Origin of the sequence: Kitasatospora sp. NPDC001539, assembly GCF_040298565.1 — a bacterium.
Classification (GTDB): domain Bacteria; phylum Actinomycetota; class Actinomycetes; order Streptomycetales; family Streptomycetaceae; genus Kitasatospora.
Map to the genome: position 1 here is coordinate 21,402 of NZ_JBEPAK010000014.1, position 15,617 is coordinate 37,018.

Sequence of the window (15,617 nt, forward strand, 5' to 3'; positions counted from 1 at the left end):
GGGCCCGGGCGGGCCCCGTCGGTGCGCCTCTCACCCGTCCGCGGTGGCGACGGTGGCGCCGGTGGCGCCGGTGGCGGCGGTGGCGTCGGTGGCGTCGGTGGCAGCGGAGCGGGGGGCCGGCGGGCGGTGCGGGTCGTCTTGGCCCTCGTCCTCGGGTGCGGTGACCTCGTAGGGGGAGGGCACCGGGAAGTACGCCTGGAGGAAGGAGGTGACGGCCGCTTCCTGCTCCTGCGGGGAGAGGTGGTCCTCGGTGCCGTCGGCCAGGCAGAAGTAGTCCGCCCAGCGCTGCTCCCGCAGTTCCGTGAGCCGGGCGAGGTCCTCGGCGCTGTCCGTGACGAAGTAGCCGTCGTAGAGGTGGCCCTCCACGGCGCGGGCGGTCGCGTGGGCGTAGTGGACGGCCAGGGTGACCGGCGCGAGGTCGTCGGCGGCCCGGAAGGGCGAGCGCACGGTGCCGTGCAGCTGCGCCGCGAACCGCTCGGCGCTCTCGGCCAGGACACTGCGGCGCAGCGGGTGCGGGGCGTGCTTGAGGGTGCGGGGGTAGGTCTTGCCGACGGCGGCGGCCAGCGCGTCGCGGGTGTTCTTCAGCGCGGCGACGTAGACGGAGTCGTCGGCGTCGGCGTCGCCGGGCGGGATGATCCGGTTGTCGGGGAAGCAGCGCGGCAGGCCGTTGCCGAGGAAGAAGTCCTCGGGTACCAGGGTGCGGCCGAGGAAGACGTCGTCGTTGACGTAGAGGAAGTGCTCGGCGAGGCCGGGGATCAGGTGCAGCCGGGTTTCGATGGCGTGGGAGTTGAACACCGGTCCGGCGCCGGTGCCGGCGAACAGGTCGCGGTGGGAGACGACGGTCAGGCCCGGCTGGTCGGTGTCCAGCCAGTGCGGCACCTGGTCGTCGGTGACCAGGTACAGGTGGCGGATCCAGGGCGCGTGGGCGGCGAGGGCGCGCAGGCAGTACCGCAGCTCGTCGCGGTTGCGGAAGCGCTGGTCGGCGTCGCCCGCGATGCCGCTGGCGGCGACGCCGTCCTCCGCCGCGACGGGGCCGGCGGTGTGGGCGAGGCGGGCCCGGACGGCGGCGCGGCGCTCCTGCCAGGCGGGGTCGGCGTCGTCGACCCAGGTGATCACGGCGTCGATGGGGAAGGTGACCTGGTCCGGCAGGTCGGTGGCGAAGACGTCGAGCAGCGGGTAGGGCTGCCCGTCGACGGTCGTCGTGGCGGTGGCGGCGAGGGAGGGGACCCACCAGCCGAGCGGGGTCTCGTCGATCGAGGCGATGGCGCCCTCGGAGGGCGCGGCGGAGTCCCAGAACTCGACGTCGCAACCGGTGTCGGGGCCGTAGAGGAGAGCGCCGATCACCGCGGTCCGGTAGATCCGCACGCCCTTGACCCGGTCGGCCGGCCAGATCGGGCCGGCCTGGTCCTCCTCCGGCCCGTCCTCCTCGGCCGGTTCCGCGGCGCGGGCGCCGTCGGCGGGGTCCGCTTCCTCCTCCACCAGCGCGACGGCGGCGGGCAGTTGCTCGGCCAGGACGGTGCCGAGGGTGCGGCCGTGCTCCAGCAGGTCCGCGTAGACGGCCTGGCCGGCGAACGCGGCGGACAGGGCGGCCAGCACCGCCGTCCGGTCGCCGGGGGCGATCGCCAGGCGGTGTCGCGGGTGCCGGTCGGGAACGATGCCGTGGTCGATGCCCGCCGCCCGCAGCACCCGGGACACCTCGGCGAGGTTGCCGTCCCGGCGCTGGCCCGGCAGGAGCCTGCGGTGCGGCTCCGCGAGGAGGTCGCCGCAGCGGGTCACCCCGGTCAGGGTGTCGAGCAGCTGCGCCTCGCGGGCGGCGCGGGCCCGGTTCAGCCGGTCGATCGGGGTGAGCGGCTCCTCGCCCTCGGGTTGCGGCTCGGCCTGCTGCCGGGCCGCGGGCCGGTCGCCGTCCTCCGCCGCCAGGGGCCGGCGCAGGCGTGCCAGCGCGGCGAGGGGGCGCATCGCGGTGGCGAGGCGGGCCGGGGGGACGGGCACGGGAGCTCCAGGGGCGGGGGCAGGGGGCGGAACGGCGAAACGGCGGGAACGGGCGCCTTAGGTCCGGACTTCCGATTTCACCGATTTCCTCTCCTCACACCCGCGGGGCGGTACTCGCCTCGCACTGGGGAGATCGTATGCGACTGGGAGGATATTTCATGAACTTCGGATAACGATCGGATGTCTGTTTGAAATGTGGACACCTGGGCGAGGCTGCCATGGTCAGGACAGGAGCGGGCCCTTTCTCCGGCTTTTCCCTCGGGGAAGTCGAATGGCCATGGAGTCGGGGTGGGGCGAATGGCGCCCTGTGACATCGCTTTACCTTCCCCTGGCCATCCCATGGGGCCATCCGAACACGGATGGCGGAGGCGTCTCACGGAAGCGTGCTGACGGACGGGTGCTGACGGAAGGGTGTGCCTTCGTCGCTCAGCTCTGCAGCAGGCGGTTGAAGAAGGTGCGGTACTGCTGCAGTGCCACCCGCAGCTCCTCGGTCTCGACCGAGTCACCGCGGTTCCACTGGCTCTCGAGGCTTCGACGGCGGTCGGCGAAGGACTCGGCGAGGCGCTGCATGAGGTCCGCGACGAGGGCGTCCGCGGTGTGGACGGCCTCGCGGGGGTCGTCGACGAAGTCCGTCTGCACCTGCTGCCAGCGCTCGCGCAGTTCGCGGGTCTCCGCCTCCGGGAGCAGCGGTTCGCGCCCGTCGCCGCCGTCCGGGCCGCCGGTGACGTCCTGCTCGCCGCCCTGGGCGGCTCGGGTGTCCTGCTCCTGGGGGCCGGCGTCCGCGGAGGGCGAACCGGCGTCCGTGGGGGCGGAGCCGGCGGTCGGGTAGGACGTGTCGGCGTCCGCGTAGGCCGTGTCGGCGTCCGCGGCGCCCAGGCCCTCGCGGGTGCCTTCACCCAGGCTGCCGCCCGTGCTTTCGTCCGTGCCTTCGCCCGGGCCCTGGCCCAGACCAAGGCCCAGGCCTTCGTTCGCGGCCGGGGCGGCCTGCTCCGCGGTTCCGGTCGACTGCTCCTTCTTCTCGGCGGCTGCGGCGATGTCCTCCGTGGACATCCGTTCCTCGTCGTCGAAGTGCGTGCCCGACATCCCTGTCATCCCCTTTCGGTGTCCGTGCCCCGGTCGGGGGGCCCGCCGCCGTTCAGGAGCTCCGCGAACAGCGCGCGGTAGTGCACCATCGCGGTGCGGAGTTCCTCGGTGGTGGCGGCGTCCCGTGAAGCCGCGGCGTTGATCGCGTGGGCCGCGCGATAGTGCTCCAGCGTCTGTCCGTGTTCGACGGACAGGTCGCGCAGCCGCTGCTCGTAGTCCTCGGTGGGATAGCCGCGGTCGTGCATCAGCAGGGTGACCAGCCGGTCGGCGTGCTGGACGGCGTCGACCGGCCGGTCGACGAACTCCTGCTGGACCCGCGTCCAGTCCTCGGTGTACTGCCGTCTCGTCTGCGGCGACAGCGGCTTGATCCTCAGCTGTTCGTGGCGCTGCTCCCGCTCCCGCAGGTCCCGCTCGGCGGACAGCCGGCTGCCGGAGCGGCGCACGGTCCTCTCGTACTCCGGGCCGAACTGCTGCTGCAGTCGGCGGCGCCGGCTCACGAACCACCACAGCGCGACGGCCAGGATCAGCAGGACGGCGACGGGGACGATGATCGCGATGAGGGTCCCGGTTGACATCAGGTCCTCCCTCGTCCTTCGGTGCCCCAGCCGCTGCCCCGAATCGGCGGGTTGAAACGTCCTCCCGCGGCCGGACGCCCGGCGTCGCGGCGGCCCGGCGTCGCGGCGGCCCGGCGTCGCGGCGGGTCAGCGCTGGGGCGGGTCAGCGCTGGGGCGAACTGCCGGGCGTCCCCGCGGGGTTCGGCGCGGGGCTCCGGGCGGGGTCCGGGACTGGGTCCGGCGCGGGGTCCGGGGCGGGGACTTCGTCGTGTGCCGGGGTGCGGCGTGCGGTGCGGCGGTCGGCCAGGGCCGGGGCGAGGGCGGCGAGCATGGCGGCGCCGGTCAGGGCGAAGGCCCAGGGGTAGCCGGTGCCCGCGGCGAGCCAGCCGAAGGCGACGGCGCCCACGCCCATGCCCGCATCGTAGGCGAAGTTCCACAGCGCGCTGACGGTGCCGTAGCCGGCGGTGGGCACGCGGGCGTACATCAGGTTGATCGTGGCGTTCTGGGCGATGCCGAAGCCGATCCCGAACACGGCGACCGCGACGACGACGGCCACCGGGCTCGCAGTCAGGGCCATCAGCAGGGTGCCGGCGGCCGACAGCAGCAGGCCGGGCAGCACCAGGGCGGCGGGGCCGTGCCGGTCTCCGTGCCGCCCGGCCAGCCAGCGGGCCAGGGTGGACGCCGCGGGCTGGACGAACAGCGCCACGGCGACGACGCCGGCGGCCGAGGCGGGGACGGCGAGCGGCAGGAAGGTGACGACGATGCCGGCGGCGACGGCCGTGGCCGCGAAGGTCGCGGCCGGGCGCAGCAGGTCCGCTGTGCGCAGCCCCTCGGCGATGCCGATCGGCCGCCCGGAGGCGCGCAGCCGGTCGGGCAGGCCGGGCACCGAGGGGATCGCGGCGAGGGCGGCCACGGCCGCGGCGGTGAACACCGCGCCGTAGCCCGCGTGCCCGGCCAGCCACACCCCCAGCGGCATGGCCAGGATCGCCGGGGCGCCGCTGACGATGCCGACCAGGGCCAGGCCTTCGCCGCGTCGTTCGGCGGGGATGAGCGCGGCGGTCAGCGAGCCGCCCGCCACCACGGTGAACGCGAACCCGAGCCCGCGCAGGAGGCACACCGCGACGACGCACCACAGGTCGCGGGAGAGCACGAGGGCGAGGGCGGGGGCGCCCAGCAGGCCCAGGCCGGCCGCCAGGACGGTGCGGTAGCCGTGCCGGTTGACCAGGGCGGGCGTGGCCAGTTCGCCCAGCACCGTCGCCAGCATCAGCGCGCCGGTGGCCAGGCCGGCCCGGCCGCCGCCCTCCCCGCCGGCGGCGGCGTAGCCGGGGACGGTCGACAGCAGCAGGTAGAAGCTGGTCGAGGCGCCCAGGATCGAGAGGAAGCGCAGCAGCAGCGGGCGGGTGAGCAGGGGCGGGCGCGGCGGGGGCGCGGGGAGGTCGGAGTCGAGCGTTTCGGTCACGGCAGGACGCTAAGGGCACGACCGGACTGCCGGTAAGATCCGGTTCCGTGCCTGTGGAGTGGTCCAGTTCCCCGCCGGAGTTGCTGCTGGCCCTCGATCGCGGCGGCGGGCGGCCGCTGCGCACGCAGGTGGAGCACGGACTGCGCGAGGCGATCCGCACCGGTCGGCTGCGTGTCGGCGAACGGCTGCCGTCCTCGCGGGAGTTGGCCCGTACGCTCGAGGTCTCCCGGGGACTGGTGCAGGAGTGCTACGCCCAACTCCAGGCCGAGGGCTACCTGGTGACCCGTGCCGGGTCGGCGACCAGGGTGGCGTCCGGGGCCGGGGGCGCCCCGCCCGCACTCCCCCGCGCGGAGCGCCCCGCGTCCCGGCTGCTGGCCGATTTCCGCTGGGGCGTACCGGACTTGGGGTCCTTTCCGGTCCGGGACTGGCTGTGGGCCGTGCGTGAGGCGGCCCGTACCATGCCGGTGGCCGATCTGGACTACGGCGACGCGCGCGGCAGCGCCGTCCTGCGCGAGGTCCTGGCCGGGTACCTGCGCCGGGTGCGTGCCGCCGTGGCCGATCCGGAGCACATCGTGGTCTGCTCCGGCTACGCGCAGGGGCTGGGCCTGGTCCTCGGGGTGCTCGCCGACGCCGGGGTGCGCAGCGTGGCCTTCGAGGACCCCGGTTCCCCCGCCACCGTCGGCGCGGCCGCCGCCGCGGCCGGGCTGCGGGCGGTGGCGGTGCCCGTCGACGAGCACGGCATCGACGTCCGTGCGCTGGCCGCCACGGACGCGCGCGCCGTCGTGGTCACCCCCGCCCACCAGTGGCCCACCGGCGTGGCCCTGGCGCCGGAGCGCCGAGTGGCGTTGGTCGAGTGGGCCAGGCGGCGCGACGCGTTCGTCCTCGAGGACGACTACGACGCCGAGTTCCGCTACGACCGCGGGCCCGTCGGCGTGCTGCAGGGACTGGCACCGGAGCGGGTCGTCGCGATGGGCACCGTCAGCAAGTCCCTGGCGCCCGCCCTGCGGATCGGCTGGATGCTCTGCCCGCCCGCCCTGGCCGGAGCGCTCGCCGAGCACAAGCACCGCAGTGACCGCGGCACGCCCGCACTGGACCAGCTCGCCCTGGCCCGGCTGATCGAGTCCGGGCGCTTCGACCGCCACCTGCGCCGGATGCGCGCCACCTACGCGGGCCGCCGCGCCGTCCTGCTCGACGCGCTCGGCGCCCACGCCCCCGCGCTGACGGTCAGCGGCCTGGCGGCCGGCTTCCACGCCGTCGCCCACCTGCCCGCGGGGGTCGACGAGCACCGCGTCACCACCGCCGCCCGCGAACGGTCGGTCGGCCTCTACGGCATCAGCGGCTGCCGCGCCTCGCGCTCTACCGCGCCGGCGCAACTCGTCCTCGGCTTCGGCGACGTGGGCGAACGGGCCATCGCCGAGGGCATCGCGGCCGTCGGCCGGCTGCTCGCCGGGCGGGTGTGACGGGCCGGCGGGTCGGTGGCGTCCTGCCCGCCGCGGTCCCGCGGGGCCGGGGCGGCGGGCGACCGTGCTGGTGAGCGGGTTCGCGGGGCCGTCGGCACCGAGCGCGCTGTGGCCAAAGTCGTCGGCGGGCGCGCGGCCGTGGGTGCCGCGGCCGGCGGGCCGGGCCGGCTTCACGGCGGGCAGCCGTCCGCCCCGGGAGGCGGCGGGGGTGTGAGGCCGGCGTGCGGCGGGCGGCCCGGGGGCCGGGTCCATCCGGGTCCGGCGTCCCCGTTCGCCGCGGCGCGGGGGCGGGTGGCCGTGAGGAGGGCGTGCAGGACGACCGCGGTCAGGGTGCCGGCGACGACTCCGCTGCCGAGCACCGGCCGGATCCAGTCGGGGAATCCGCCGTAGAGGCCGGGGGCCACCACGGGGAGCAGGCCGGCGGTCAGGGCCAGGCCGGTGACGACCAGGGTGTCCGGGGCCTCGCCCGCGCGGGCCCGGCCGAGCATCTCCACGCCCATGACCGTGATCACCGCGTAGACGACCAGCGCGGCTCCCGCGACGGCCGCCGGCGGCAGGCCGGCCACCAGTCGCGACAGGGGGGAGAACAGGCCGGCGGCGATCAGCAGGAAACCGGCCCCGGCCGTCACGAAGCGGCTGCGGACCCCGGTGAGCCGGTTGATCCCGATGTTCTCGGAGCTGGTCACCATGCTCGGCGTGCCGAGGAGCCCGCTGAACAGGGAGACCAGCGCGTCGGCCCGGGCCACCCGCGGGACGTCCCGGCCGGGGTCGGGCACCTCGCTGTTGAGGACGGTCTGGCCGGTGGCCTCGGCCAGCGAGGTGAGGCTGAAGAGCAGCAGCGGCAGGGCGGCCACCAGGTCCGGCCGCGGGGCGCCGTACGGCAGCAGGTGCGGGAGGGAGACGCCCGCACCTGCTGCCGGGGTGAGCGTGCCCAGGCCGGTGGCGACCGTGAGGAGCGCGCCGCCGGCCAGGCCGATCAGCACCGCGCACTGGCGCCAGGCGCCCCGCAGCAGCAGGTGGGCGACGAGGGTCGCCGCGACGGTGAGGCCGGCCGCGGCCAGGGCACCGGGTGCCGCGCTGCCGCCCGGGCCGGCCAGGAGCAGCGTGGTGACCCGCACCATGGACACCCCCACCAGCAGCACCGTCACGCCCATGACCAGCGGGGGGAACAGGGCGACCACCCGCCCGTACAGGGGGGTGACCGCGAGCAGCAGCGCCGCGGCGAGGAGCACCGAGCCGGAGGCGACGGCCGGGCCGTGGTCGCGGGCGATCTGGACGAAGAGCGCGGTGGCGGCGCCGCCGGGCAGCATCACGAACGGCAGCCGGGCGCCGAACCCCCACCGGCCGAGCGACTGGAGGACGGAGCCCGCTCCGGAGAGCACCAGGGCCGCGCCCAGCAGGGACGAGGCCTGGGCCGGTGTCAGGCGCAGCGGTGCGGCGATCAGGAACACGGTGGACACCGGTGTCGCCGCCATGGCGAGTACGTGCTGGAGGGCGAGCGGGAGCAGTCGTCGCAGGGGCGGGCGCTCGTCGGCGGTGGTCACGGGTGGGCCGCCTGCAGCCACGGGATCTCCTCGGGGGCGTAGCGGTAGGCGCGGAAGACGGCGTTGGGTTCGGCGGGGAACAGCGTGCGGACCTCGTTCTCCGTGTAGGCGCCGAAGTGGGGGATCACGTACTCCCAGCAGAGGTAGCCGTCCGGTGTGACCTCGAAGAGGCGGCCGGCGGGCGAGTCGGTCACCAGGGTGTTGCCATTGGCCAGTCGCTGGGCCGAGCCCATGAACGGTGCGAAGAACGACTCGCGGGCGGGGTCGTGGTACTCCCACACCACCTCGCCCCGGGCGCGGTCGATCTCGACGACGCGGGAGTAGGGCACGTCGTGGCCGGGCCGGTAGACGCCGTTGTCGAAGACCAGGAGGCGGCCGTCGGCCAGTTCGGTGGGGTGGTGCTGCTGGGAGAGCGTGCCGGGCCGGCTGCGCCAGAGGATCTCGCCGGTGGCGCGGCTGATCACGACGACGGCCGAGACGCTGCGCAGGCTGGCGAGAACGTTGCCGTCGGCGAGCGGGGTCACGCTGTTGACGAGCGGCCAGTGTTCGCGGGAGTAGTCGGGGTGGAGCGGGTAGTCGGCGCGGTCGAGGTGTTCCGCGGCGCGCCAGGACCAGCGCGGCGATCCGTCGGCCGCCACCTCGGTGATGGTGTCGGCCCACACGGTCGTTCCGCCGGCCTCGGAGCCGGGGACTCCGCCGAGGACGGTCCTCGCCTCGGCGCCGCGCAGGGGTTCGACGCCGGTGTAGAGGACGCCGCCGTCGTCGAGGTGGTGGGCGTCGTGGTGCTGGCGCGGGTCGCGGTGCTCCCACAGCACCGTGCCGTCGGGTGCGGCGCGCAGCATCACCCCGCCGCGGTACTTGTGCCACATCGGGAAGAGCGACTCCTCGCCGGGCAGGACGCCGTTGTAGGCGAGTTCGCCGCCGGCCAGGAGCCGGGCGTGGCGGCCGGGGCGGTAGGGGAACCGCCATCGGTGCGCGGTCGTGCCGTGCAGGTCCACCAGGTACACGTCGCCGCCGCCGGTCAGCGGGGCGAACAGGGTGAGGCCGGGGAAGGCGGCGTCCGGGTCCAGGGCGATGAGGCCGGTGCCGCGGCGGCGGCGCTGGTTCTGGTCGACGCGGGGCATCGATCACTCCGATCAAAGTTTTTTTGATGGGGTCAAAGTGCTTCGACGATAGGAGTGCTGTGTGACGGCCTTGTTGCAGCCGTACGAAACGTGCCGAGCGGGCCGTAGGGTGACGGCGGGAAGGAGCGTGATCATGAGCGGTGCGCAGCCGGGGGCGCGGTCGGGCGGCGGCGGTGCGGGAGCGCCCGGCGGTGGCGGTGCGGGAGCGCGCGGCGGTGGCGGTGCGGGAGCGCCCGGCGGCGGTGCGCAGCCGCGGCTGGGCGGTGCGGTCCGCCGTCGCCGGCGCGCCCTGGAGCTGACGCTGGCGCAGGTGGCGGGGCGTACCGGTCTGTCCGTGCCCTTCCTCAGCCAGGTCGAGAACGACCGGGCGCGGCCGAGCATGCGCTCGCTCCAGCGGATCGCGGACGGGCTGGGGACGACCGCCGTGGAACTGCTGGCCGCCGCCGACCCGGTCGACCGGCCGGTCGACGTCGTCCTCGCCCGGGACGACGCGGGCCTGGCGCCGGACACCGGGGTGCGCCCGCTGGTGCGCGGACGCCGCCGGCTGCACGCGTTGGAGTTCACCGGGGACCAGCAGGCGGACCGCGAATTCGTGCACGCCGGTGACGAGTTGATGTACGTGGCGGACGGTGCGGCCGAGGTGGAGGCGGAGGGCCGCCGTTACCGGCTGCACCGGGGAGACACCCTCTACCTGACGGGCGGGGTCCGCCACCGCTGGCGCGGCACCCGCCCCGACACCCGGGTGCTGCTGGTGGCCGTCTCCGAGCACGACACGGGGACGCCGCGGGAGCGGGGCGACTGATCCGGGGGCCGCGGGCGGTCCGAAGGCTGCGGGCGGTCCGGGGGCCGCCGCTCGGGGCGGGCGCGCGCGGACGGCGGCGGGACGGCCCGGCGGCGGGGCCGACGGACGGGCCGCCGGGGGCCGGGGTGGAGCGGTCGCGGGCCGGGGCTGGGGCGGGGGCGGGGGGCCGTACCTGCCGATCGGCACATGGCGCGGAGCGCGCGGGCCGCGCAAATGTGCCGATCGGAACTGCCGGGCGGGGGTGGTGAAACGGGAGGCTGGAGGACATCAGGGGCCGTCAGGAGGGTGGCCCGGAAGGAGATCTCGTGATGACCGCCGTGTCCGCCTGCACCACGTCTGCCGCTGCCCGTACCGACGCCGGCTCCGACGCCCCCGCGCCGGGGTGGGTGGTGCTCGCCGCCAAGGCCGCCGCGTGGAGCACCGTGCCGTCCGGCCTGTGGCGGCTGTGCTTCGCGACGGGGGCGACCATGGGTTTCTCCGGTGAGGCGCTGGCGTTCCTGCACCAGGCCGTGCCCGGGTGGGGGTCGGTCTACATGATCGCCCTCAGCGTGGTGGCCGAACTGCTGTCGTTCCTCACCATCGGTCTGGTCCGGCCCTGGGGCCGCGTCGTGCCGCGCTGGATACCCCTGCTGGGCGGGCGCCGGGTGCGACCGCTCGCGGCGATCGTGCCCGCCGCCCTCGGCTCGCTGATACTCACCGCCGGCGCGGTCCTGGGCGTTCTCGGCTGGAACAGCCCCGACAACATGGGCAACCCCGATGCCCCGCACGGCTTCGCCGGCCTGGCGATGACGCTGTGCTACCTCCCTCTGGTGGCCTGGGGCCCGCTGCTGGCCCTCGTCGTCGCGGACTACGCCCGCCGCACCCTGCGCCGCAGGTAGCCGAAGGCGCCCTCGGCCGACTCCCCCGGGGCCGGCCGGCGTCACCAGGCGGTTGGCACCACCGGGCCGTTGGCGTCGACGGAGGGCTCCCGGCCGTACGGCGGCGGCCCCCGGCCGTACGGCGGCGGCGCCGGGCCGCAACCCGCCGGCCGCCGGCCGCCAGCCGCTGGCTCAGCGCACGCGGCCGTCCCACTGCCAGCCGTCGGCCGGGCGGCGCGGGTGCCCGGGCAGGGTGGCGCGGCCGGTGCACCACAGGAGGGTCTCGGCGGGGCCGTGGCCGCGCGGCGCCTCCGGGAAGAGCCGATCCACCGCCGGGCCGGCGAGGTGTTCGGGCGGCTGCCAGCCGAGCCCGAAGGCGCCGGCCAGATCCCAGGTGTGGACGAGGAGTTCGACCACCCCCATGGCCGCGAAGCCGGGACCGTCCGAGTGGCCCCAGGGGTGCCAGGCCCGGGCCGCCGGCGGGGTCGCGCGCACCGTGGTGGCGAGCAGGCCGGCGGCGATCCGCAGGCCCTCCAGGCAGTGCGGGATGGGAGCGGCGGGGTCGAGCGAGCCGAACAGGGTGATGTAGCGGTCGGTGGGGCGGACGGTCAGCAGTCCCGCGTAGCCCAGCAGGCCGAGCGCGAGGTGGTCCAGTGTGGCCCGGGCGCTCCAGTCGCTTCCGGCGGGCCGGCGGGACCAGTCGGCCCCGGCGGCCCGTTCGAGGACGCCGGTGGTCACCGCGGCGGCTTCGACGACGTGTGCCGCCCAGTCGGTACCGGAGGGGGCCGAACCGGCCCACGGGGCAACGGACATGGACGAGGAGGCGGACGGGGGCATGGTGGTGGGCACGGATACGGCAGCGGCGGCGACGCTCACTTCTGGACCACCTCGATCAGGCGCGCGTAACTGTCGGCGCCGTGACCGGCGGCGATGGCGCGCCGGGCCTGGTCGGCGAAGACCTCCGGCAGGGCGGTGTCGATGCCGCGCGCCCGGCTCGCGTGGAGCAGGTGCTCCATCGCGGCGAGGTGGACGTCCAGGCTGGCGTCGTCGCCCGGGTAGGTCCGGGCGTCGGCCTGCGCCGCGTAGCGGCCGATGAACCCGGCGACGGCGCCGGACAGCCAGCGGGTGGCCACCGGCGTGAACTCGGCCGCCCGGACACCGTCCGCACCGACCAGGGCGACACCGTGCAGCCAGCCGCTCAGCGCGGACCACATCAGGCCGAGCAGCGCCGTGTCGTACAGCCCGGCGATCCCGGCGTCCGCGCCGAGTTCGACCGGCTCCCCGAGGGCGGCGAGCGTCGCGCGGTGGCGGGCCAGGACGTGGGGCGCGCCGCCGTAGAGCACCGTCGCGTCCGCTCCCCCGATACCGGGCGGGGTGATCATGATGGCGCCGTCCAGGTAGTCCAGCCCGATGCCGTCCGCCCAGTCGGCCAGTTCGCGGGCCTGCTCGGGCGAGCCGGAGGTGAGGTTCACCAGGGTCCGTCCGGCCAGCGCCGCCTCCTGGCCGGCCAGCACGGCGCGCAGCGCGTCGTAGTCGAGGACGCAGGCGACGATCAGCCGGTTGGCCGTCACCGCCGCCCCGGGCGAGGCGGCCGCGGCGGCGCCCCGGGCGATGAGCGGCTCGGCCTTGGCCGCCGTACGGTTCCAGACGGTGGTCGGGTGACCGGCGGCGAGGAAGGCGCCCGCCAGTGCGGCGCCCATCGCACCGAGGCCGAGGACGGTGACGGATTCCCGCTCGTGCGGCGTGGAGTTCATGGGTTGCTCCCGTTCGTGCAGCCGGCCCGGGTGTTCCGGGCCTTGATCGACACCCCCACGTTCGCAGCGCCCACGCGCCCCGGACAGTGGCAGGATTGCCCTTTGCCGCACGGTTCCTGCCAGGAAGGTGTCCGCCATGCCCGACTCCCCCGCCGAACCCGTGGCCGGTCGCACGGTCGGTCCCGCGGTCGGTCGCGGCGCCGGTCGCACGCTCGGGCGCGCCGCCGGACCCGGCACGGTGGCGGTCGCCGTCGTCGACCACGCCGAACTTCCGCTGTGGGACCTCTACGAACTGGGCATGGCCTGCGCGGTGTTCGGCATCCCGCAGCCCGAACTCGCCGACCGCTGGTACGAACTGCGGCTGTGCGCCGAGACGCCGGACGCCCCGGCCCCGCCCCGGGCTGTCGGCGGCTTCGGGTTCTCCCTGCGCGCCGAGTACGGGTGGGAGGCGCTCGCCGAGGCGGACACGGTGGTCGTCACGTCCGTCCCGGACGCCTGTGTGAGCGGCGAGCGCGAGGTGCCGCCCGCGCTGCTGGCCGAACTCCGGCGTGCCGCCCGGGCCGGAGCACGGATGGTCTCGTTGTGCACCGGCGCCTTCGCCCTCGCCGCCGCCGGGCTGCTGGACGGCCGCCGGGCCACCGCCCACTGGTCGCACACCGCCGACCTGGCCCGCCGGTACCCGGCCGTCACCGTGGACGACGGGGTGCTCTACGTCGACGACGGCGACGTGCTCACCAGCGCCGGCGTCGCCGCCGGCCTGGACCTCTGCCTCCACATCGTCCGGCGCGACCTCGGGGCGCACGTGGCCAACCGGTTGGCGCGCAAACTCGTCGTGCCCGCCCACCGACCCGGCGGGCAGGCCCAGTTCGTCGACCTCGCCGTGCCGGTGGCGGACGACGAGAGCCTCGCCCCGGTCCTCGCCTGGGCCACCGAGAACCTCGACCGCGCCCTCACCATCGGCGAGTTGGCGCGGCGGGCCAGGATGAGCCCGCGCACCTTCTTCCGCCGCCTGCAGGCCGCCACCGGCACGACGCCGCTCCAGTGGCTGCTCAACCAGCGCCTCGCCCGCGCCCAAACCCTCCTGGAGGCCACCGACCTGCCGGTGGAGCAGATCGGGGAGAGGAGCGGTCTGGGCAGCGCCGCCAACCTGCGCCGCCACTTCACCGCCCGCGTCGGCGTCACCCCCACCGACTACCGCCGCGCCTTCCGCTCACCGGCCGCCCCCGCCGCGCCGGCCACCGCAGCCGTCCCGCCCCTTGCCGCCGTCCCGGCCGTGTCGGCCGTGTCGGCCTGACCGGGCCGCGGCCCTGCACCCCGGACCCGCGGGCGCGGCCTGGGCGGCGGGGACGTCAGTGGTGCCAGGCCCGTCCTCCGGTGTTGCGGATGACCCGCTGCAGGACCTTCAGCGTGGTCAGGTACTCCTCGTCGGAGATGTCCGCGTGGCGCTCGGCCCACAGCTCGTCCTGGAGGGCGGCCGCCTTGTCGTAGAACGCCCGTCCCTCGGGGGTCAGGTCGAGCCGTCCCCCGGCGGACTCGGTGACCCAGCCGCGGGCGACGGTGGCGTCGATGTCGGCGTCGAGGGCCTCCTGGCCGGTGTCGAGGTAGTCGCGCAGGACGGCGGAGACGTCGTCGCGGGTCCTCGGCTCCTCGGCACGGGCGAGCTGGGCGAGCACCCACCACTGCGGCTGTGTGGTGCCGAGTTCGGCCAGCGCGCCGCGGGTGCGGGTGACGACGGCCTTGTAGGCCGCCCAACTCCAGTAGCCGATCGGCTGCTTGATCAGTTCGGTGTCGCTGTGCGAGTACTCCACGGCCGGTCCCGCCCCTTCTCGTCGATCACTTCGGCGCCACCGACCCTAGAAGCTGAAGTCGACTTCAGGTCAAGCGGGGAGAACGCGACCGCCTCTACCGTGGACCCATGATCGATCGCGCCTCGCTGCCGTCCGAGCTCCACCCGCTGTTCCCCGGCGCCGCCGCCGGGCAGTACACCCTGTCCACTCCTCTGCCGCCGGGGCGCCTGATCGTCCCGGCCGAGGCCGCGGCGGAGACCGGGAGCGGCACCGGGAGCGACGCCCGGAGCGGCTCAGGGAGCGCCGCCGCCGGGGGCGAGGCCGGCGGCGGCGCCCCGGTGATGTGGCTGAGTGACGGGCCGGCACCCGCGGGGCTGTGGCAGGAGCTGCAGCGCGAGCACCCGCGGTCGGGCCTGTGGCCGCTGCTGCTGACGCGCCGGGTCACCGACCCGCGGTTCCGGCCCTGGGCCACCGGGGAGCTTCACCCGGCCCGGGCGTCCTCGCCCGCCTCCCACGACCCCTGGGCCCTGCTGCGCGGCTGGTGGAACTCCCCCGCCGTGGGCCGCCCGGACGACCCCGGGCAGGCGAAGGAGCGCGACATCATGCTGGAGCCGTTCGGCGTCGACTGGCCGGGCCCGGCCCCCTCCCCTGCTGCGGCGCCGGACGACGATCCGGACGCCGCCGCGGCCGAGGTGGCGCACTGGCTGCTGCACCACGACCCCGGGCTGCGGATCGGGCTGGTGCGCGCGGACAGCGGCGCCGAGGCGCTGGCCGTCTGCGGCTGGAGCGTCGCCGGCCGTCGCGACCCCGGTGAGCTCGCCGCCGTCGTGCTGAGCTGGGAGCGCAGGTTCGGCGCCCGGGTGGTCGAAGTGGGCCCCGACGGGCTGCGGTTGAGCACCACGGTGCGCCAGGACGACCCGGACGACCTGGACGGGGTGCTTCCGATCGCGGCCGAACACGTCGCGTTCTGCCCCGACAACGTCTTCAAGGGCACCGAGAGCCTGATCGACTACGCGCAGGAGCTCGTCCTGGAGAAGTGCTGGTCGTTCTGGTGGCACTGACCGCGCCCGCGCGAGGTACGGGCGAGGGGGCGCACCGTCGGTGCGCGGCCGTCCCAGCGACGGGCCGGCCGTCCCAGCGACGGGCCGGCCGAACGGTGGCGGGCCGGCCGAACGGCGGCGGCCCCGACGAACGGTGGCGG

14 protein-coding genes are annotated in these 15,617 nt (G+C 75.8%); 5 read left to right on the forward strand and 9 right to left on the reverse strand.

What is annotated here, in order from left to right:
• Positions 1 to 30: 30 nt before the first annotated feature.
• The 4 genes from ABT247_RS04955 to ABT247_RS04970 form a co-directional block, all read right to left on the reverse strand.
• Entirely contained in the window at positions 31 to 1,992 is a 1,962-nt protein-coding gene (locus ABT247_RS04955; protein WP_350738047.1) for a stealth family protein, read from the reverse strand.
• 426 nt (positions 1,993 to 2,418) lie between these two features.
• Positions 2,419 to 3,075: a hypothetical protein gene (locus ABT247_RS04960; protein WP_350738049.1), complete on the reverse strand. Its 657-nt coding sequence runs from the start codon at positions 3,073 to 3,075 to the stop codon at positions 2,419 to 2,421.
• Between the two features lie 5 nt (positions 3,076 to 3,080).
• A complete protein-coding gene (locus ABT247_RS04965; RefSeq protein WP_350738052.1) occupies positions 3,081 to 3,650 on the reverse strand; it encodes a hypothetical protein in 570 nt (189 codons plus the stop codon).
• Positions 3,651 to 3,792: 142 nt separating this feature from the next.
• Positions 3,793 to 5,088, reverse strand: coding sequence for an MFS transporter (locus ABT247_RS04970; protein WP_350738055.1), 1,296 nt, complete (start codon positions 5,086 to 5,088; stop codon positions 3,793 to 3,795).
• A 47-nt stretch (positions 5,089 to 5,135) separates the two neighbouring features.
• Between ABT247_RS04970 and pdxR the strand changes: the two genes are divergently transcribed.
• Complete coding sequence (pdxR, locus tag ABT247_RS04975; protein WP_350738058.1) at positions 5,136 to 6,548, forward strand: MocR-like pyridoxine biosynthesis transcription factor PdxR; 1,413 nt, start codon at positions 5,136 to 5,138, stop codon at positions 6,546 to 6,548.
• A 170-nt stretch (positions 6,549 to 6,718) separates the two neighbouring features.
• On the opposite strand, the gene ABT247_RS04980 is transcribed toward pdxR, so the two are convergent.
• Together ABT247_RS04980 and ABT247_RS04985 are read right to left on the reverse strand one after the other, a co-directional pair.
• Positions 6,719 to 8,092: a solute carrier family 23 protein gene (locus ABT247_RS04980; RefSeq protein WP_350738060.1), complete on the reverse strand. Its 1,374-nt coding sequence runs from the start codon at positions 8,090 to 8,092 to the stop codon at positions 6,719 to 6,721.
• On the reverse strand, positions 8,089 to 9,216 hold the full coding sequence (locus tag ABT247_RS04985) for an aryl-sulfate sulfotransferase (RefSeq protein ID WP_350738062.1): 1,128 nt from the start codon (positions 9,214 to 9,216) through the stop codon (positions 8,089 to 8,091). Before ABT247_RS04985 ends, ABT247_RS04980 begins: the two co-directional genes overlap by 4 nt.
• A gap of 133 nt (positions 9,217 to 9,349) precedes the next feature.
• Here ABT247_RS04985 and ABT247_RS04990 point away from each other — a divergent pair, with 133 nt between their 5' ends.
• Both ABT247_RS04990 and ABT247_RS04995 read left to right on the forward strand, forming a co-directional pair.
• Positions 9,350 to 10,018, forward strand: coding sequence for a helix-turn-helix domain-containing protein (locus ABT247_RS04990; RefSeq protein WP_350738064.1), 669 nt, complete (start codon positions 9,350 to 9,352; stop codon positions 10,016 to 10,018).
• A gap of 308 nt (positions 10,019 to 10,326) precedes the next feature.
• On the forward strand, positions 10,327 to 10,896 hold the full coding sequence (locus ABT247_RS04995) for a hypothetical protein (protein ID WP_350738067.1): 570 nt from the start codon (positions 10,327 to 10,329) through the stop codon (positions 10,894 to 10,896).
• A gap of 171 nt (positions 10,897 to 11,067) precedes the next feature.
• Here the strand turns inward: ABT247_RS04995 and ABT247_RS05000 are convergent, their stop codons facing one another.
• Both ABT247_RS05000 and ABT247_RS05005 read right to left on the reverse strand, forming a co-directional pair.
• A complete protein-coding gene (locus ABT247_RS05000; protein ID WP_350738069.1) occupies positions 11,068 to 11,688 on the reverse strand; it encodes a maleylpyruvate isomerase N-terminal domain-containing protein in 621 nt (206 codons plus the stop codon).
• A 59-nt stretch (positions 11,689 to 11,747) separates the two neighbouring features.
• Positions 11,748 to 12,629, reverse strand: coding sequence for an NAD(P)-dependent oxidoreductase (locus ABT247_RS05005; RefSeq protein ID WP_350738072.1), 882 nt, complete (start codon positions 12,627 to 12,629; stop codon positions 11,748 to 11,750).
• A gap of 238 nt (positions 12,630 to 12,867) precedes the next feature.
• Here ABT247_RS05005 and ABT247_RS05010 point away from each other — a divergent pair, with 238 nt between their 5' ends.
• Positions 12,868 to 13,923 (forward strand): helix-turn-helix domain-containing protein, encoded by a 1,056-nt coding sequence (locus tag ABT247_RS05010; protein ID WP_502892382.1) that lies wholly within the window; start codon positions 12,868 to 12,870, stop codon positions 13,921 to 13,923.
• A gap of 55 nt (positions 13,924 to 13,978) precedes the next feature.
• Here the strand turns inward: ABT247_RS05010 and ABT247_RS05015 are convergent, their stop codons facing one another.
• Entirely contained in the window at positions 13,979 to 14,437 is a 459-nt protein-coding gene (locus tag ABT247_RS05015; protein ID WP_350738074.1) for a MarR family winged helix-turn-helix transcriptional regulator, read from the reverse strand.
• A gap of 107 nt (positions 14,438 to 14,544) precedes the next feature.
• Between ABT247_RS05015 and ABT247_RS05020 the strand changes: the two genes are divergently transcribed.
• Positions 14,545 to 15,477, forward strand: coding sequence for a DUF4253 domain-containing protein (locus ABT247_RS05020; protein ID WP_350738077.1), 933 nt, complete (start codon positions 14,545 to 14,547; stop codon positions 15,475 to 15,477).
• The last annotated feature ends 140 nt before the right edge of the window (positions 15,478 to 15,617 follow it).